General features: G+C 65.4%; 22 protein-coding genes and 1 riboswitch. Of the genes, 12 read left to right on the top strand and 10 right to left on the bottom strand.

Annotated elements, in window-relative coordinates; translation table 11 throughout:
* Positions 1-10 precede the first annotated feature (10 nt).
* The 3 genes from rplI (at position 11) to FPY90_RS13920 (ending at position 2,162) form a co-directional block, all read left to right on the top strand.
* Entirely contained in the window at positions 11-466 is a 456-nt protein-coding gene (gene rplI / locus FPY90_RS13930; RefSeq protein ID WP_113763847.1) for a 50S ribosomal protein L9, read from the top strand.
* A 236-nt stretch (positions 467-702) separates the two neighbouring features.
* Positions 703-1,329: a dihydrofolate reductase family protein gene (locus tag FPY90_RS13925; RefSeq protein ID WP_071213682.1), complete on the top strand. Its 627-nt coding sequence runs from the start codon at positions 703-705 to the stop codon at positions 1,327-1,329.
* Positions 1,330-1,470: 141 nt separating this feature from the next.
* Positions 1,471-1,584: riboswitch (SAM riboswitch) on the top strand.
* Between the two features lie 68 nt (positions 1,585-1,652).
* On the top strand, positions 1,653-2,162 hold the full coding sequence (locus tag FPY90_RS13920; protein WP_071213683.1) for a flavin reductase family protein: 510 nt from the start codon (positions 1,653-1,655) through the stop codon (positions 2,160-2,162).
* Positions 2,163-2,252: 90 nt separating this feature from the next.
* Here FPY90_RS13920 and FPY90_RS13915 read toward each other — a convergent pair whose 3' ends face one another.
* Complete coding sequence (locus tag FPY90_RS13915; RefSeq protein ID WP_498681689.1) at positions 2,253-2,684, bottom strand: DUF1801 domain-containing protein; 432 nt, start codon at positions 2,682-2,684, stop codon at positions 2,253-2,255.
* A 515-nt stretch (positions 2,685-3,199) separates the two neighbouring features.
* Here FPY90_RS13915 and dnaB point away from each other — a divergent pair.
* From dnaB to FPY90_RS13900, 3 genes are all read left to right on the top strand, one after another.
* Positions 3,200-4,573, top strand: coding sequence for a replicative DNA helicase (gene dnaB, locus FPY90_RS13910; RefSeq protein WP_071213685.1), 1,374 nt, complete (start codon positions 3,200-3,202; stop codon positions 4,571-4,573).
* A gap of 257 nt (positions 4,574-4,830) precedes the next feature.
* Positions 4,831-6,234, top strand: coding sequence for an MFS transporter (locus tag FPY90_RS13905; RefSeq protein WP_498681687.1), 1,404 nt, complete (start codon positions 4,831-4,833; stop codon positions 6,232-6,234).
* Entirely contained in the window at positions 6,231-6,422 is a 192-nt protein-coding gene (locus FPY90_RS13900; protein ID WP_071213687.1) for a helix-hairpin-helix domain-containing protein, read from the top strand. The genes FPY90_RS13905 and FPY90_RS13900 overlap by 4 nt, the downstream gene beginning before the upstream one ends.
* A gap of 13 nt (positions 6,423-6,435) precedes the next feature.
* On the opposite strand, the gene FPY90_RS13895 is transcribed toward FPY90_RS13900, so the two are convergent.
* The 6 genes from FPY90_RS13895 to FPY90_RS13870 form a co-directional block, all read right to left on the bottom strand.
* On the bottom strand, positions 6,436-6,768 hold the full coding sequence (locus FPY90_RS13895; RefSeq protein WP_498681686.1) for a GNAT family N-acetyltransferase: 333 nt from the start codon (positions 6,766-6,768) through the stop codon (positions 6,436-6,438).
* 28 nt (positions 6,769-6,796) lie between these two features.
* Positions 6,797-7,180 carry a ribonuclease E inhibitor RraB gene (locus FPY90_RS13890; RefSeq protein ID WP_498681684.1) on the bottom strand — a complete coding sequence of 128 codons (384 nt, stop codon included), beginning with the start codon at positions 7,178-7,180 and terminating at the stop codon, positions 6,797-6,799.
* 77 nt (positions 7,181-7,257) lie between these two features.
* Positions 7,258-8,265: a pirin family protein gene (locus FPY90_RS13885; RefSeq protein ID WP_498681682.1), complete on the bottom strand. Its 1,008-nt coding sequence runs from the start codon at positions 8,263-8,265 to the stop codon at positions 7,258-7,260.
* A gap of 107 nt (positions 8,266-8,372) precedes the next feature.
* Positions 8,373-9,467, bottom strand: coding sequence for a tellurite resistance/C4-dicarboxylate transporter family protein (locus FPY90_RS13880; protein WP_083411023.1), 1,095 nt, complete (start codon positions 9,465-9,467; stop codon positions 8,373-8,375).
* A gap of 68 nt (positions 9,468-9,535) precedes the next feature.
* Positions 9,536-9,823, bottom strand: a complete 288-nt coding sequence (locus tag FPY90_RS13875) for a MoaD/ThiS family protein (protein WP_071213691.1) — start codon at positions 9,821-9,823, stop codon at positions 9,536-9,538.
* On the bottom strand, positions 9,820-10,929 hold the full coding sequence (locus FPY90_RS13870) for a WD40/YVTN/BNR-like repeat-containing protein (RefSeq protein ID WP_498681680.1): 1,110 nt from the start codon (positions 10,927-10,929) through the stop codon (positions 9,820-9,822). The genes FPY90_RS13875 and FPY90_RS13870 overlap by 4 nt, the downstream gene beginning before the upstream one ends.
* 421 nt (positions 10,930-11,350) lie before the next feature.
* Between FPY90_RS13870 and FPY90_RS13865 the strand changes: the two genes are divergently transcribed.
* The 3 genes from FPY90_RS13865 (at position 11,351) to FPY90_RS13855 (ending at position 14,197) form a co-directional block, all read left to right on the top strand.
* Positions 11,351-12,820: a cation:dicarboxylate symporter family transporter gene (locus FPY90_RS13865; protein ID WP_498685595.1), complete on the top strand. Its 1,470-nt coding sequence runs from the start codon at positions 11,351-11,353 to the stop codon at positions 12,818-12,820.
* Between the two features lie 61 nt (positions 12,821-12,881).
* Positions 12,882-13,313, top strand: coding sequence for a YybH family protein (locus FPY90_RS13860; protein WP_498681679.1), 432 nt, complete (start codon positions 12,882-12,884; stop codon positions 13,311-13,313).
* Between the two features lie 158 nt (positions 13,314-13,471).
* A complete protein-coding gene (locus FPY90_RS13855; protein ID WP_071213695.1) occupies positions 13,472-14,197 on the top strand; it encodes a DUF998 domain-containing protein in 726 nt (241 codons plus the stop codon).
* Here FPY90_RS13855 and FPY90_RS13850 read toward each other — a convergent pair.
* A complete protein-coding gene (locus FPY90_RS13850) occupies positions 14,194-14,529 on the bottom strand; it encodes a YnfA family protein (protein ID WP_071213696.1) in 336 nt (111 codons plus the stop codon). The two genes, FPY90_RS13855 and FPY90_RS13850, sit on opposite strands and share 4 nt — an antisense overlap.
* A 95-nt stretch (positions 14,530-14,624) precedes the next feature.
* Between FPY90_RS13850 and FPY90_RS13845 the strand changes: the two genes are divergently transcribed.
* Complete coding sequence (locus FPY90_RS13845; protein WP_071213697.1) at positions 14,625-15,071, top strand: SRPBCC family protein; 447 nt, start codon at positions 14,625-14,627, stop codon at positions 15,069-15,071.
* A gap of 12 nt (positions 15,072-15,083) precedes the next feature.
* Here FPY90_RS13845 and FPY90_RS13840 read toward each other — a convergent pair whose 3' ends face one another.
* Both FPY90_RS13840 and FPY90_RS13835 read right to left on the bottom strand, forming a co-directional pair.
* A complete protein-coding gene (locus tag FPY90_RS13840; protein ID WP_498681675.1) occupies positions 15,084-15,860 on the bottom strand; it encodes an SDR family oxidoreductase in 777 nt (258 codons plus the stop codon).
* A gap of 264 nt (positions 15,861-16,124) precedes the next feature.
* Entirely contained in the window at positions 16,125-16,316 is a 192-nt protein-coding gene (locus FPY90_RS13835) for a hypothetical protein (RefSeq protein WP_139194741.1), read from the bottom strand.
* 324 nt (positions 16,317-16,640) lie between these two features.
* On the opposite strand from FPY90_RS13835, the gene uraD reads away from it, so the two are divergent.
* Both uraD and uraH read left to right on the top strand, forming a co-directional pair.
* Positions 16,641-17,147, top strand: a complete 507-nt coding sequence (gene uraD / locus FPY90_RS13830; RefSeq protein ID WP_498681673.1) for a 2-oxo-4-hydroxy-4-carboxy-5-ureidoimidazoline decarboxylase — start codon at positions 16,641-16,643, stop codon at positions 17,145-17,147.
* Between the two features lie 56 nt (positions 17,148-17,203).
* Positions 17,204-17,560, top strand: coding sequence for a hydroxyisourate hydrolase (gene uraH, locus FPY90_RS13825; RefSeq protein WP_498681671.1), 357 nt, complete (start codon positions 17,204-17,206; stop codon positions 17,558-17,560).

The following is a 17,560-nucleotide window of genomic DNA, read 5'->3' as shown; positions in this document are numbered from 1 at the left end:
GTATACCAACATGGCAAAGCTCATTCTGACCCACGAAGTTACCGGCCTTGGTGCCGCAGGCGACATCGTCGAGGTGAAGACCGGTTACGCACGTAACTACCTTCTCCCGCGCGCCTTCGCCATCACCTGGAGCAAGGGCGGTGAGAAGCAGGTTGAGTCGATCAAGGCCGCCCGTGCTGCTCGCGCCGTTGCTTCCCTGGAAGAAGCACAGGCACTTGCCGCTTCGATCTCGGCCAAGCCGGTCAAGCTGACCGTCAAGGCCGGCGCTACCGGTCGCCTCTTCGGCACCGTGAAGACCGAGGACATTGCCAAGGCTGTTGCAGCCGCTGGCTTGGGCTCGATCGACAAGCGCAACATCGAGATCAACGATCACATCAAGTCGACGGGTAACTACTCGGCGACCGTGCGTCTGCACACCGATGTCTCCGCGACCGTTGCACTGCAGGTTGTTGCCGCCAAGAAGTAATTTCTTGCGCATCCGCCGTCTTGGCTGACGGCAAACCACTGTGGACCCCGCCGTTGGCGGGGTCCACAGTGCTTTAAGGTCAGCCCGGGCCCCAGTCCCCGCGGACCGGGCTGGCCGGGGTCTGGCGCATGGCCCCGGCGTCCCGTAGCTTTGCGGCAGGAAACCGCTGCCGACCGGTTCCGCAGTCCTACCCGGGCCACGGACCCTGCCGGCCGCTCCAACAGGAAGGCACGAGCATGAAACTGACACTGACCGAATTCGTGAGCTTGGACGGGGTCTGCCAGGGCCCCGGGGCTCCCGACGAAGACACCACCGACGGATTCACGCAGGGCGGATGGTTCGTCCCGCACATGGATGCGGGGTTCGTCGACCAGGCCGCGCAATGGCTGGCACAGGCCGACGGGCTGCTGCTGGGCCGCCGCACCTACGAGGCCTTCGCACGGGACTGGCCGCAAATCACCGACCCGGACGACCCTTTCACCGCCCTGATGAATTCGCTGCCCAAGTACGTCGCTTCGCAGACGCTGGCCGAGGGAACCTGGAACCCGACGACGGTCCTCTCCGGCGACGTTGCCGCCCGGGTTGCGGAGCTCAAGGCACGGCCCGGCAGGGAACTGCAGATCCACGGCAGTGGCAGGCTCGCGGGATCGCTGCTCGCCGCGGGGCTGATCGACGAACTCCGGCTCGTGGTGGCTCCCGTCGTCCTGGGGCACGGCCGGAGGCTCTTCCCCGACGGCGGAGCGCCGGCGGGACTGCGGTTGGCCGACAGCAAGGCGACGGGAGGCGGTCTGGCCATCCTGGTCTACGAGAACTCCGGAATCCCGGACTATGCGACCTACACGGGTGCCTCGGACGTGGGCTGAACGGCCACCTTTCCCAAGATCGCCCTCGGATGTCCGCATCGCGCCAGATGATCGCAGGATCTTCGATTCTTACGCTTCATGACCTCGTGTGTCGAAACAAACTTTGACGGAGTCGCAATATTTCTCCTAACGTTAGTGGTGAATCAAGAGCGTCAACGTTCAAGCCCTGGCTTGTTGGCCGGCAACCCTCTCACGGTGGTGGGGTGCTCCAGGTGATGATTCGGCCTACCGGAACCCCGGGGGCAAGTACCGCACACCTCGCTGTTCCATGCGTGCATTTCACGCAGCAGCGAAGGTGGGCCGAAGCCGAAGGATTGAGCACCATGACACTCACCTCTGACCTCACACCAGATACCCTGCGCAACGTCTTTGCCCAGCATCCATCCGGCATTGCCGCACTCTGCGCCATCGTCGACGGGCAGCCGCAGGGAATCGTGGCCTCGTCGTTCACGGTCGGCGTATCCATGGATCCGCCGCTGGTGATGTTCGCGGTCCAGAACACTTCGAAGACCTGGCCGCTGGTGCGCACCAGCGGGCGCATCGGCGTTTCGGTGCTCAGTGAAAAGAACGAGGGCGTCTGCCGACAGATCGCCTCCAAATCCGGGGACCGCTTTGCCGGGCTTCGCCTGGATTCGACCGACGAGGGCGCACTGTTCCTGCATGACGCCACCCTGTGGCTCGACTGCTCGATCGAGCAGGAGATCCCGGCCGGGGATCATCACGTGGTGCTCCTGCGCGTGCACGGCCACCAGACGCACGACGAGACCAATCCTCCGTTGGTGTTCCACGGTTCGGCCTTCCGCCGCCTGGAGGCCCAGCAGCTGGTCTCCTGAAGGCCACCGAAACGCGAGGGCTCCCCGCCCGCCACCCCGAACCCATGATTCGGAGCGGCAGGCGGGGAGCCTTCTTCGTTGATGCGGTGCTCAGCCCTGCGGCTGGACATGGACCACGTCCATCATGTGCCGGTACCCGTCGCGGGCCAGCCGGGCCAGGACCTCGACATCGACATCGGCAAGCTTGTTTACGTACAGGCAGCCCGCTCCTCGCTTGTGCTTGCCGAGCTGAGCCAGGAGAGCCGGTGCCGTCGGTGCGTTGGTCAGCCCGTAGAGAGCCAAATTGGAGGAACGCGGTGAAAAGCCGATGGCGGCCGCATCTCCCTCGCGGCCGGACTCGTATTTGTAGTGATAGGTGCCGAAACCGACGATCGTCGGTCCCCACATGGTGGCGGTCCGGCCGCTGGCCTCTTCCATCATCTCCAGCAGGAGCTCGGCGTCAGCGCGCCGCGTCGGGTGTGGCACCGCCGCAATGAACTCGTGGGGATCAATGGATGTCGGTGCGGTCTTGTTGGCGGCCATGCGGCCCAGTATGTCAGGGCTTGGTGATGTGCATCAATGCCCGTAATCCCCAGATCCGTGGCGAGCTCCGGCGTGTCTGTGGATAGCTTGTGGGTAACTCTGGAAACGGGGGTGGATTAACCGCGGAATCTCGGGGTTTTTGTATGTATAACCCACTTTTACGCCCGTGGAGGATGTGGATAACTAGTTTGTATCCACAGGTGAGGAATCGCATAAGTACTAGTCAAAAGCCTGTAGTGATCAAATATCTTGTGTAATCCACAACGTTCTCCCCAGACTGTGCACACAACACGCCGCGAGGTTCACAGGTTATCCACACGCCTTGTGGATAACCGTGTTGGGTTTGGGGGAAAACAGGTCTATGGTGACAGTGTTCCCCACCTATTTCCACAGGTTCGTGGTGCCTTGCGGCACGTGTGAGCTTGGACCTAACGAATCGTCCGTGCTCCTTGAGACACTGGAAAGGTAATGAAGCGGAAAACCTGGGAACCCGCGCAGCTTGAAGGGAAAAGCCCGTGTCGCTAGCCAGCACCGAAACCAGCTCCGATTCACAAGGATCGGACTATGGACGCACTCCACCACAGGACCTTGTAGCAGAGCAAAGCGTCTTGGGCGGCATGATGCTTTCCAAGGACGCCATCGCTGACTGCGTCGAGGTGTTGCGAGGCCTCGATTTCTATCGCCCGGCACACGAGGCAATCTACGAAGCCATCATCGACCTTTACGGCCGCGGGGAGCCCGCCGACGCCGTCACCGTCTCGGACCTGCTGACCAAGCGCGGCGAGATCACCCGCATTGGCGGCCCGGCCTACCTGCACACGCTCATCCAGTCGGTGCCCACCGCCGCCAACGCCGGCTTCTACGCCGAGATTGTCCGCGAACGCGCGGTCCTGCGCCGCCTGGTCGATGCCGGCACCAAGATCGTGCAGCTTGGCTACTCGCAGGACGGCGAGGTTGACGCCATCGTCAACGAGGCCCAGGCCGAGGTCTACAAGGTCGCCGAACGCCGCACCGCCGAAGACTACGTGCCGCTGCGCGACATCATCGAGGGCACCGTCGATGAGATCGAATCGGCCGGCAGCCGAGGCGAGGGCGTGATCGGTGTTCCCACCGGGATCTTTGAGCTCGACGAGCTGACCCAGGGCCTGCACGGCGGCCAGATGATCGTTATTGCTGCGCGCCCGGCCGTTGGCAAAAGTACGTTTGCATTGGATTTTGCCAGGTCAGCGTCCATTAAGAACAACATGACCTCAGTTTTCTTCTCCCTGGAAATGGGACGCAACGAAATCGCCATGCGCCTGCTGTCGGCCGAAGCGAGCATCGCGCTGCAGAACCTGCGCAAGGGCACGATCCAGGACGAAGAATGGTCGAAAATCGCCACCACGATGGGCAGGCTCAACGACGCCCCGCTGTTCATCGACGATTCGCCGAACATGTCGCTGATGGAAATCCGCGCCAAATGCCGCCGGCTCAAGCAGAAGCACGACCTCAAGCTCGTGGTGCTGGACTACCTGCAGCTGATGAGCTCCGGCAAGAAGGTGGAGTCGCGTCAGCAGGAAGTCTCCGAGTTCTCGCGTGCGCTGAAGCTGCTGGCCAAGGAACTCGACGTTCCGGTCATCGCCCTGTCGCAGCTGAACCGTGGTTCGGAGCAACGTACCGACAAGAAGCCGATGATCTCCGACCTTCGCGAGTCCGGATCGATTGAGCAGGATGCGGATATGGTCATCCTCTTGCACCGTGAAGACATCTACGACAAGGAATCGGCACGTGCCGGCGAGGCCGACGTGATCGTGGCCAAGCACCGTAACGGTCCGACCAAGACCATCGTTGTCGCGTTCCAGGGCCACTACTCGCGCTTCAACAACATGGCCCAGGACGGCATGGGCTAGCTGGTTCCCTTCGGGTCGTCGTGTTCGGGCGGTTGTGCCCTCTCGCAGGGGGGCACAACCGCCCAAACCATTTCCGGCACTTTCCGGGCAGGCGACAGGCGCGGGCCTCGGCGAACTCCTTGGGGGCCCTCAGCACCGGGAGACTCTGCTTCGTGACCATGGGGCCGAAGCGCAGCGCGCCGATCCGCAGGGTGTCGGTGGTCACCGCCGGTTCGCCCCGTGTGGTGGAGCCGCGCGCCAGCCCTTACGCTCGAGGTATGTCGAGCCAGCCGAGCGCATCCAGCAGCGGGTCCCCGGCGGGCCTGCTTGCCCCGGAATACCGTTGGGTCACCGCCGGGATGTTCGCGCTGGTCTTCCTGGTGGCGTTCGAGTCGCTGGCCGTCACCACCGTGATGCCGCTGGTCAGCAAGGAACTGGATGGCGCCGCGCTCTATGCCCTGGCCTTTGCCGCGCCCATGGCCAGCGGGGTGATCGGCATGGTGGCCGCGGGGAGCTACTCCGATCGCCACGGGCCCTCCGTCCCGCTGTACGCGTCCTCGGCGCTCTTCGTGCTCGGTCTGCTCGTGTGCGGCCTGGCCCCGGACATGGAGGTACTGGTGGCCGGACGGCTGGTGCAGGGGCTCGGGGGTGGGGGCATCACGGTGGCCCTCTATGTGGTGGTGGCCCGGGTCTTTGTCCCGCGCCTGCACCCGCAGATCTTTGCGGCCTTCGCCGCCGCCTGGGTCGTTCCCTCGCTGATTGGTCCGTTCGCCGCCGGGCTCGTGGCGCAAACCATCGGCTGGCGCTGGGTGTTTCTCGGGGTCGTGGGCCTGGTGGTCCTGGCGATGGCCGCGGTCATGCCCTCGGTGCACGCGATGGGCGGTGGTGAGAATCCCGCGGCGGCCTTTAGCTGGAGGGCGCTGGGCTGGGCCGGGTTGGCGGCCGCAGCCGTGCTGGGCATGAACCTGCTGGCCCGGGCTCCGGCGCTGGGGCTGGTGCTCATGGGCATCTCGGTGCTGGTGGTGCTGGTTGCGGTGCGGCCGCTGCTGCCGCGTCGGACGCTGCTGGCCGGGCGCGGGCTGCCGGCCACGATCCTGGTGCGCGGCCTGGCCGCCGCAGCGTTCTTCGGCACCGAGGTCTATCTGCCCTATCTCCTGATGGACCGCTTCGGCCTGTCCCCGGCGGTAGCCGGCCTCTCCCTGACCGGCGGGGCCATCTGCTGGTCCATCGGCTCGGCCATCCAGGGCCGCATGGGGGAGTCGCTGGACAACGCCCGGGCCATGTCCATCGGCTCGGCCCTCGGCGTGGGCGCGATCTTGCTGGTGCTGGGAACCGCGGCGTTCCACCTGCCGGCGATCGTCGCGATCCTCGCGTGGGCCATGGGCGGGGGAGGCATGGGGCTGGTGTATCCGCGGCAGAACGTGCACATGATCGCGCTGTCCACCACCGCTAACCAGGGCTTCAACTCCTCGGCGCTGGCCGTGTCCGACTCGCTGGGCTCCGCGATGGCGTTGGCCGCCGGCGGGCTGGTCTTCGGCGCCTTTGGCGGCAACGACTCCTTCGTGGCGGTCTTCGTGTTCACCGCCGCCATCGGCGTGGCGCTGCTGGTGCTCACCCCGCGGGTGCGCAGCGGCACCGGGACTTCCGCCCGCCTGGAATCCATCGCTACGCTGGAGCCATGAGTACCCACCCCCTGCCGAAGATCTCCGCGCCCGCCTCCCGCGCCCTGGCCGGCGCCGGGATCACGACCCTGGAACAGGCTGCCGCGTACGGCCAGGCCGCGCTGCTCCAGCTCCATGGCTTCGGGCCCAGGGGCATCGGGATCCTGCGCGAGGCCCTGGCCGGGCTGGGGATGGAGCTGGCGGACTGATCCGCGCTGCGGGCTATTCCTGCGGCAGGATCCGCAGGTGCGCGCTGGTGGGCTTCACCAGGTCGGCGTCGAACTCGTGGTGCTTGAGCAGCCAGGCCTTGATGTAGGGGCAGACGGCCACGATCTTGTGCCCCTGGGCCACGGTGTCCTGCAGCGCCTGGGCGGCCAGCTTGGAGGCCAGGCCCTGTCCGGCGTAGGACTCGTCGACGACGGTGTGGAAGAAGACCCGATCGATGCCGCCGGTGGTTTCCAGCTCGCGGTAGTGGGCCGCCCCGATGGTTTTCTCGTCGTCCAGCAGCGCGTAGCGCCGGCGTTCGGGACGGTGCTCGATGCGGATCTCGCTCATGTGTTGCTTCCTTGCTGGTTGGTGGTTTTCAGGGGTTTCCGAAGAGACGGCCGAAGAAGCCCTTGGGCTCGCTGCCTTCGGCGTCGATGAACACGGCACCGAACCCGTCATAGGTTCCTCCGTGTTTTTCGGTGACGGCGTGCACGCCGCGCAACGCCTGTTCCGCGCTCCAGACGTCCAGCGGCTGTTCCCGGTAGACGCGCAACAGGTACCGGGAATTGGCGTCCTGGCCACCGGAGCGGTCGACGTCCCAGCCGGAGCGCTCGAAGTGGTCCGCGGCCTCGGTGACCTCCCGCAGCGAGCGGAAGGAAACGAAGTGTTCCATCTCGCGCTTGGCATCGAGCTGGTCGCCCAGCGCGGCGCGTTCGGCCAGCGCCCGACGCAACTTGGCCAGTTCCTCCACCAATGACATGTGGGCCTCGCTCCTTACGTTGTCCTCTTTGGGCTGCCGGCGTGCTCCGGTGATCCGCTGCGTGGCCGGTTGCTTGTTCAGTCGCGGGGCCGCAGCCTGACCATGGGCAACACCGGTGCCGGCAGGGGAGCGGGCTCGCCCGCCGGGAAGTCCCCGAAGCGCTTGGAGGTGGTGTCCCCGGGTTCCGCGCCGATCTCCGCCTGCCACTGCCTGCGGTACTCGACGACTTCCTCGTGGGTGCGACCGACGAAGTTCCACCACATCAGGATCTGCTCGTTCAGCGGTTCCCCGCCAATGAGCAGGGCGCGCACGGGTTGGGCGCCGGCGCTCAACGTAATTTCCTGGGTGCCTGGCGGCAGGTAGGCCAGGTGGTCCACGGGCAGCTCGTCGACCCCGACGCTCAGCGTCCCGGAGTCCAGCAGCACCCCGTGCTCGTGGTGGGCCTTCACCCCCAGTCGGATGGAGGCGCCGGGTTGCAGCAGGATCTCGGCGCCCACCAGCTCGGTGTGCGTGGACACCGGGGAAAGGGAGTGCAGGTCCGTGCCGCGCGGATTCGGCACCGTCAGCGAGCCGAGGAACACGCTGACGCTGAACCCGTCACCGGACATCGGCTCGGGCCGGTAGTGGGCGAAGGTCGGCGGCATGTGCCGCGCGGAATCGGGCAGCGCGACCCACAGCTGGGCGCCGTGCAGCACCGTGGTGTCGGGGGTGGAGAACTCGGAGTGGCTGATCCCGCGGCCGGCGGTCATCAGGTTCAACTCGCCGGGACGCACCATGGCATGGAACCCGGCCGAATCCCGGTGCTCGATCTCCCCGGTGAACAGCCAGGACACGGTTTGCAGCCCGGTGTGCGGGTGGCGCGGGACGTTCATCCCTCCGGTGTCGCCCACCGGGTCGGGACCGTAGTGGTCAAGGAAGCACCACGCGCCGATGAGGCTGCGCTGTTTTTGCGGCAGCGTGCGGCGCACGTCCATGGCGCGCGGCCCGCCGAGCGGGACGTTGCGCGGAACCAACAGCTCGATCCCGGCATGGGTTTTGTCTGCTCCGCAAACCATCTCGTCAGGGGCGGCCTCGAGGTTACTCATATCCCCAGCCTAGTGCCGGGGCCGGTTTTAGGCATCCCCCGCACCGCGGTGGCGGGCGGGTACGGCGGGCGGGTAATCGGTGACGGGCACCGGGTGCCCCGGCGGCGCTACTCCACGGGCGAAGGATCCCGCCCGGCACGCAGCCAGCGCAGCAGGCAGGCGAGCATCAGCACCGTGGTGCCGGCCCAGGCCGCAGCGGCGACCCACGCCCCGACCTCGCCGACGCCCACCATCACCGCGACGGACTCGCCCCGGCCAAAGGCGATGGACGCGGCCGACATCATGCCCAGCGGGAAGACGATGGCCCACAGCCCGGTCTCATAGCGCATCGGGTAGCGGCGCATCCCGTGGCGCCAGATCCCGAAGACCACCAGCAGCGGGATCCACCACATGCCAAGCGCCCACAGCATGTAGCTGGCGCCGGCGACGAACACCGCGGTGCGCACCATCACCGGGAAGTCGGCGGGCATGGCCAGCACCTTCGCGCCGGCCAGCACCGTGATCGCGGTGGCTCCCATGAAGATCCAGTAGGTGGGGCTCAGGTTTTCCGGGCGGTTGGGCCGGGTCAGCAGCCGCAGGGTCACCAAGGTGCCCACCAGCAGGTAGAGCACCAGCCCGATGCCCCAGGCGGCGACGGCAGCGGCCCCGGCCAGCTCGTTGTTGCTGCTGCGGGCGATCACCGCCAGGGCGTTGGCCATGGACTGGGTGGCGACCACCCAGAGGAACCAGCTGCCGTTGGCGTCCTGCAGGATCGGGGTGGAGCGTTCGCGCAGCAGCATCGAAGACGGTATCCCGTAGTTCAACCCCACCCAGAACACCCCGGCCACGATGGCCAGGGCCACCGCCGCGGCGGGGGTCCCCGCCATGTCGAAACCCAGGCCCAGCACGTTGGCGCCGGCCACGATGGTGAAGAACCCGAAGGTCTTGGCCGGGTCGTTGAGGTCCTTGAGCAGGGAACCCGGGTGGGAGATTGCGCGCCAGGCCAGTCCCGCGCAGAGCAGTGCCCCGGCTGCCACCGCAATCCACAGCAGCACCGAGGCCAAGGCCTCGCGGCCCACCAGGGCCAGAGCGATGGACAGGATGCCGGTGGCCATGACGAAGGAGAACGCTGCCGGCGGGAAGTCCTTGATGGCCGCATCCAGCCGCCGGTGCGCGCGCCGCAGGTGCCCGTCCGGTGCGGCGGCGGGAGGTGGCGGGATCATCGGCGGCACGCGGGCTCCTTCAGGCAAGACACCCTGCCAGAGTATCGCGGGAGCCTGCCCCGAAGCGGCTATCCGCCGGCTACCGACTGCATGATCAACACGTCCTGCCCCTCGGAGACGGTCGAATCCAGGCCTTGGAGCCTGCGGATGTTGTCCGGACCGACGAAGATGTTCACGTAGCGGCGCACCTGGCCGCGTTCGTCGCGCACCCTCCGGGCAAAGAGCGGGTAGCGCTCGCCGAGCGCATCCAGGATCGAACCCACGGTCCCGTCCTCGGGCAGCGGGACCTGCAGGCTGCGCTGGCCCTCCAGCGTGGAGGCGAGCACCGAGGGCACCTCAACGGTAATGTCCGTCATTGCCCCGCACCGTTGACCTGGGCTGCCCGGACGCTGAGCACATCGGGCAGGCGCTGGGCCACCGTGACGAAGTGCGCGCCCTCGTCGTTGCTGGCGAAGACCTCTCCGCCACGGGTGCCGAAGTACACGCCCACGGTTTCGGGGTGCTCGTCCACCGCCGCGGCGTCGCGCAACACCGCGTTCCAGTCCGCATCCGGCAATCCGGCGTGTTGTTCGCTCCAGGTGTCCCCGGCATTCGTGGAGTGGTAGACCGAGAGCCGTCCGCCCACCGGATTGCGTTCCTCGGCTGCCTTCAGCGGGATGGTCCACACGGTGCCGCCCGTGCGGGGGTGTGACAGGAACACGAATCCGAAGTCGGCCGGCAGTCCATCGGCGATGCTGTTCCACTGGTCCCCGGCGTCGTCGGTGCGGTAGACCCCGCCGTGGTTTTGCGCATAGAGCCGGTCCGGGTCTTCGGCATCGGCGGTGATGTGGTGGACGCATTGGCCGAACTCCGGGAACGGCTCGGGGAAGAAATCTGCCTTGATGCCGTGGTTCCGTGGCTCCCAGGAGGTGCCGCCGTCGGTGCTGCGGTACACCCCGCCGGTGCTCATGGCCGCGTGGATGACGTTCTCGTCCGCCGCGTTGGGCACGATGCTGTGCACCGCGGCCCCGCCGAAGCCGGCGCCCCATTCGCTGCGGTGCGGGTGGTCCCAGAGCCCTCGGTTGAGCTCGAAGTTCTCCCCGGAGTCGGTGGACTTGAAGACCGAGATCGGTTCGCATCCGGCCCACACCACCCCGGGGCGTTCGGCGGTGTCGGGGCGCAGGTGCCAGATCCGGGCCAGTGCGGTGTCGGTGTCGGCGGGGAACTTGATGGCGCCCTGCTCGGGTTCGGACCAGGTTGCGCCCTCGTCATCGCTATAGACGACGGTCGGTCCCCAGTGCCAGTCGTTGACCCCGGCCAGGATGCGGGTCCGGCCTTCCCGGGTGTCGATGGCGACGGAGGGGACCTCGAGGTTGGCGAAGTGGGGTCCGGTCAGATTCCAGTTTTCGCGGTCGGTGCTTTCGGCCAGCCAGAGGCCCTTCTTGGTGCCGATGGCCATGATGGTTCGTTGGTCGTTGTCCATGGCAAACAGTGCAACACCGCAGCGGGCTTGATTCAAGGGTTGTGGCGCACGGCTTTGCGCGAAATGACGCACTGTTGGTTTCACGGTGATTCGGTTCGGCCCGTCACGCAAGTGACACATTCGGTTCTATTTGACGGGCCCGAGCGTCATGGGCGGGCATCGGACTATGGAGGGGGCCGTCGATCGACGCCGGGAGAAAGGGCATTAGCGGGCGTGGGATCGCTGCGGTGGGTGAGGAAAATCGGCCATGTCGCATGTGCACTGGATTTCGGCTGATGTAAATTCCATCAATATTCCGCTGTGTGAAAACTAAATACTCCCTTGTGAAAGAATGTGATCCGGGTTACGTTGCTTGGAAGCTTCCCGCCGTGGGGATTCTTGAGGAATGGATGAAACCGTGAAAACAACGCCAGGTGCCACTGTGGCACGATCGGATGTTCGGCCCAAAAGGGCGCCGATCTACAAGTCGCTCTTTTTCCAGCTTGCACTTGCCGTTGTAGCAGGGGTGCTCATCGGGCACTTCTGGCCCACATTGGGTTCGGCCTTGCGGCCGCTTGGCGACGGCTTCATCATGCTGATCAAGATGATCATTGCCCCGCTGATCTTCCTGGTGATCGTCACCGGCATCGCCGCCGTCGGCGACGTCAAGGCCGTGGGCCGCGTCGGGGTCAAGGCGCTGATCTACTTCACCGGCGCAACGCTCTTCGCCCTGGTGTTCGGTCTGATCATCGGCAACATCGTCCAGCCGGGTGTCGGGCTCAACATCGACCCCGCCACCCTCGACGGCGGAGCCCTGGCGGAAAAGACCGGCGAGGCCAAGGACGCCGCCAGCTTCATCCTCGGCATCATCCCGGTCAGCGTCATCGGCGCCTTCGCCGACAACATCCTGCTCCAGGTCCTCTTCTTCTCCGTGTTCTTTGGCGCCGCCATCGTGGTCGTCGGCCAGGAACGCTGCGCACCGGTATTGAGCCTGTTCGAGATCATCCTCGAACTCATCTTCAAGATCATGAGCTGGATCATGCGGGTTGCCCCGTTGGGCGCACTGGGAGCCATGGGCTTCATCATCGGCCAGTACGGCATCGAAACCCTGGGCACCTACGCCAAGCTCATCGTCGCCTGCTACGTCGCCGCCCTGCTGTTCATCGGCATTCTGTTCATCATTGCCTGGGCCGTGGCACGAGTGCCGCTTTGGCAGTTCATCCGCTACACCCGCGAGGAATTCCTGCTGGCACTGGGCACGGCCTCGACCGAGGCGGTCATGCCCCGCATCATGACGAAGCTGACCAACGCCGGTTGCTCGCGTGCAACCACCGGCCTGGTTGTTCCCACCGGCTACTCCTTCAACCTCGACGGCGCGGCAATCTACCTCTCCATTTCGCTGCTCTTCCTGGCCCAGGCCTTCGGGCATGACCTGACCTTCGGCCAGCAGCTCGGCGCGCTCGGTGTCCTGCTGCTGACCTCCAAGGGCATGGCCGGGGTTCCCGGTTCGTCCTTCCTTGCCCTCTCGGCCACGGCCGCCGCGCTCGGGATCTTCCCGGTTGCCGGTGTCGCCCTGCTGCTTGGTGCCGACCGCATCATGGACTCCATGCGCGTGGCAGTGAACCTGCTGGGCAACTGCGTGGCAACTTTCGTGGTCGCCAAGTGGGAAGGCCAGTTCGACCGCGAGGCCATGGTCCGTGCCTTCGCCGGGGAAATCACAAACGAGGACAGCGCCATCATGCTTGGCGAAGAAGACGGATTCCGCGTCGAAGAAGAGCTGCGCCTGTCCGAGGGCGGGGAGCCGTCGCCGAAGTTCGCCGGCGGACCAACCCGTGGCTCGACCCCCAACATCCAGATGTCCCACGCGGAACGGCTGCTGGCGGCCAACGGGGCACCGGAACGCACGGAGTAACACCGACTCCTTGTGGCAAAAAGCTATCCATGCAGTGGACCGAGGCATTAGTGTCCGCTGCATGGATAGCTTTCTTAACGACGGCCCCGGCCTGGTTCTTGGCGCCTACTCCGCCGCGGTGGATGGCAAGAACCTCACGGACTACACGGGCCTTTATGCCCCAGATGTCCATGTCTACGATGCGTGGGGAAAATTCGAATACGTGGGTGCCGAGGCCTGGCAGGCGATGGCGGCCGACTGGTACGGTTCCCTGGGCACCGAAACGGTCCGGTTGGACTTCGCCGATGTCCGGGTCCTTGCCGGCGAAAAGGTGGCGATGATTTCGACCGCGGCAACGTCTACCGCGTTCTCTGCCGACCGCGGCAAGCTGCGTTCGCTGACGAACAGGATGACCATGGGACTGGAGCTGCGGGGGTCGAGGTGGCTGATTGTCCACGAGCATTCGTCCCTGCCGATCGACATGGAAACCGGCCAGGGGGTCTTCAGGTCATAGACCCCCTGTCGCACGAGGCGACCTGTTGCGCGGGACAAGCACTGCCCGGCCCCCGGGGAGCCTTTTCCGGGGCCCTTGTCTTCGGGGTCTTGCGTTGTTTCCCCTGCAGCGTGGGTGCGGTGCGGTGGATGGGGGCGCCGGTATGGAAAGCTGGATCAATGATGCCGCAGAACCCGGACAATGCCCGACGGCGGTTTGCCACCGCAGCCATGGCCGGCGTCGCCGTCTACGTCCTGGTCGACGTGGTGCTCCAGTTCCTGCCCCCGCACTACAACGTGGTCAGTGAAGCCGAAAGCAACCTGGCGGTGGGTCCGTTCGGGTGGATCATGAACCTGAATTTCCTCGGCCGAGCCGTCACCACCCTGTGTGCCATCGTTGCCATCAACCGGATCGACCAAGTCTCCGGGCTTCGACGGGCCGGGGTGCTCCTGATGGCCGCCGGGGGCCTGTGCTCGGCGGCACTGGCCTTTTTCCCGACCGACGTAGATGCCGGGTCCGGCCTGCATGCGGTGACGACGGCGGGCACCGTGCATCTCTACGTGGCCGGCGCCGGATTCCTGGCCGCGCTGGCCGGCATTTTCGTGCTGACCCGCTGGATGCGCTCCGCCCCGGAGCTGGAGAAGGCCTACCCTGCGGCGTTGATTCTTGCGGCAGTTGCTGCCGTCGGGCTCGCATCCCTGGGACTGGCAGCAGCCGTTGGGCAGGATCTGCTGGGGCTTGCCGAGCGGGTCTGTCTCGCCGGAGTGCTCGGCTGGGTGCTGGTGGTGTGCGGGGCCATCAGGAGGTTGCCCCTTAGGACCTGGCCGGCACCCACGGTTCTTCCCGGAGGGGATCCCCTGTCTGCGGGGACGGTCGATCCCGGCCGGGGGATCTTCGGTTCCTAGGCCCCGCGCGGGCCGTACATGATCAACCCGACCCCGGCCAGGGCGATCGCAGCCCCTGCGATGTCCCAGCGGTCCGGTCGGAAACCGTCCAGGAGCACCGCCCAGAGCAGGGACCCGGCAATGAAGACCCCGCCGTAGGCCGCCAGGATGCGGCCGAAGTTGGCGTCGGGCTGCAGCGTGGCGACGATTCCATACAGCCCCAGGGCAATGGCCCCGCCGCCGATCCAGAGCCAGCCGCGGTGTTCGCGGATGCCTTGCCACACCAGCCAGGCGCCGCCGATTTCCAGCAAGGCGGCAACGCCGAAGAGCACAATTGATTTCAACACGGTCATGCCGGCCATCCTTTCATCTTCTTCCAAGGGGTGTTTGCCCCCCGGAAGGAGCACGCCATTCGGCTCGCGGCTCGAATCGGGGTAACCTCGTGCGCATGGATATGGGCGAACTGGTTATTGAACGTGAATTTTCCGCACCCCGGGGTGCGGTGTGGGCGGCATTTACCGAGCCGGAAATCCTGGCCGAATGGTTCGGCCCCGAAGGCTGGGGCGTGCACGTGGATACCGTGACCATCGAGCCGCGCGTGGGTGGCGTCCAGAAGTTCGTGATGCACCTGCTGGAGGACCCGACCAAGACCTCGCCGGTGCACGCGACGTTCACCGAGGTCCGTGAGCACGAGCTGCTGGTCGGGGAGGACGGGCCGCATGAGATGACCCTGAACCTGGTCATTGAAATGCGCGTCGAGTTCGCCGACTGCCCCACGGGGACCGCGCTGCGGATCACCCAGGGGCCGCTTCCGGCCGAGGTCCTGGAACTGGCACGTGCCGGCTGGGAATCCTCGTTCACCAAGCTGGACCGGCTGTTCGCCATGCACCTTTAGCAGGCACCGCTCCTAGCCGCGGCCGATGAACGGCATCCCGGCGGCGGTGATGGTGACCTGGTTGACGGAGACCTCGGCGGGTGCGGAGGCCATGAACTCGATGGCCGCAGCGGCCTGGTCCATGTCGAAGGTGGGCTCCACCTTCCGGCTGCCGTCGGCCTGCAGCGCGCCCGAAGCTGCACCGACATCCTTCATCATTTCCGATGCGGCGTTGCCGATGTCGATCTGCGAGCAGTTGATGCCGTAAGGGCGGCCATCCAGCTCAATGGACTTGGTCAGGCCGGAGATTGCATGTTTGGTCACCGCATATGCGACGGACGCCGGGCGGGGCACCTGGGCGCTGATTGATCCGTTGTTGATGATGCGCCCGCCGCCGGTTTCCTGCATGTGCCTGAACGCGGCCCCGGCGCAGTAGATGGCGCCGCTGAGGTTGACGGCACAGACCTCTTGCCACTGCTGCGCGGTGAGCTCGCCGATGGTTGCGGCCGGCCCAAAGACCCCGGCATTGTTGAAGAGCACACCGATCTTGCCAAAGCGTTCGATTCCCGCGTTGAAAAGCTGCTCGATGGCGGTCGGGTCAGTGATGTCGGTGGGCACCACGAGGGCATGGGGGTGCCCGGCTGCACTCTGCTCAAGCTGGAGCCCGCGGCGGCCGGCCAGGACGACATTCCATCCCGCATTGAGCATCCGCCCGGTGACGGCCTTGCCGATGCCGGAGCCGGCCCCGGTGACCAGGATGGTTCGAGGTGCGGGCGCGGCATGTTCCTGGGGTGCGGTCAAGGGGATCATCCTTTGGAAATAAAACTGTCATTTTGGGCGGTTGCGGGTAGGGATCTGCCCGGGGGAGGCCTTCGGTTCCCAGACTACCGAAGCCGTTGGTGACGTGGCTGGATCTTGGAACCCTGCCGCATTGGTGGCGGCTCTTCGATGAATCCCGGTGACATGCCAACGGTGGGATCCCGTGGCCGTGCCTGGAATCCCACCGTGGTGGTCATGGTGCCTGAAAGTCGTGTGTCGGCGCCCGAACGGATAGCTTCGGCGGGGTGGCCGGCGCTAACTGCGTGCGGCGCGGAAGCGGGACCAGAAACCGATGCGAGCCTTGGAACCGCGCGGACCGCGGCTCATATCGGGGTCGAGGCCGCCGATGGGGTGGAAAATTCCTGTGCCTAGTGCCGTAGAGGGCTCCGGAACGACGCGTGGGGTTTTCTCGCTGGTTGCTTCAACGATGGGCTGGGTGATTTTCATGCGTTCCTCCTCTGAATGGCGAGATTCCAATATATGAAATCTTAATATTGCTTAGTGAAATTAAGTATGTAGGTGAATCGGCGGAAAGGCAAGGGTTCGACGTAACTTATTTCACACCGGATCGTCGCCGGCGCTGCAGGACGAGCCGAAAGTTTTTCGGCGGAGCCCTTGACGGAGCGGCTGTGATGCGGGTTACATAGTGTGAACACGAAGTTCCACCATCCAGAAACATCGAGTCGAATCCGGTTTCCAAAACCGGTTGTAAGGGTGTTCAGCCCTGGATGGTGCAAGCAACTCAAGCAGGATGAAAGAGCTGACCACCCCATGAACATTTCCCGTTTCAATTCACTCGACTCGAATGCCGCAACAGCAGTCCTTCAACCATGTGCCGACATCGTTCGCTGGGTTGAAGCCATTCTTGCTGCCCGTCCGTTTGCTTCGGTCAACGAACTCCTGGAAACCGCCGCAACTGCTGCATCCCCTTTCACCGAAGCGGAAATCGACGCGGCACTGGCCCACCACCCCCGCATCGGGGAACGTGCCGCCGGTTCCTCCGCGGAAGCGGCACTAAGCCGCGGCGAACAATCCGGGCTCGACATCGACGAGCAGGTTGCAGCAGACCTCCTGGCTGGAAACCGCGCCTACGAAGAACGGTTCTCCCGCGTCTTCCTCATTCGGGCCGCCGGACGCACCAGCGAAGGCATCCTTGCCGAACTGCACCGGCGCCTCGACAACGACCCCGCCGCCGAGGTGGCGGAAGTCGGCGAACAGCTGCGTGCCATCGCGCTGTTGCGTCTCACCTCGGCCTTCGACCCCGTCCCAGCGCGCTAGAAAGCGCCACTGGATCTTCTTCACTTCCACTCATCGAACCCCAAAGGAGTCTTTTGATGAGCGCCACCCAGACTGAACGCAGTCACATCACCACCCATGTACTGGACACCGGGACCGGGAGGCCTTCCTCCGGTGTCAAGGCCACGCTGGAAGCCAAGGCGGCATCCGGCTGGCAAGAAATCGGAACCGGGGTGACCGACCGCGACGGGCGGATCGCGAACCTCGGCCCGACACAGGTTGAAGCGGGACACTACCGGATCACTTTCGACACGGGTTCCTACTTTGGAAAGACGGGCACGGAAACCTTCTTTCCCGAGGTGGTGATCGGCTTCAGTATCAGGGACACGGCCGATCACTACCACGTACCTCTTCTTATCAGCCCGTTTGCATTTTCCACGTACCGAGGGAGCTAA

Origin of the sequence: Arthrobacter sp. C2 (assembly GCA_024207135.1) — a bacterium.
Taxonomy (GTDB): Bacteria; Actinomycetota; Actinomycetes; order Actinomycetales; family Micrococcaceae; genus Paeniglutamicibacter.
This window is presented reverse-complemented; position numbering and strand designations above follow the sequence as displayed.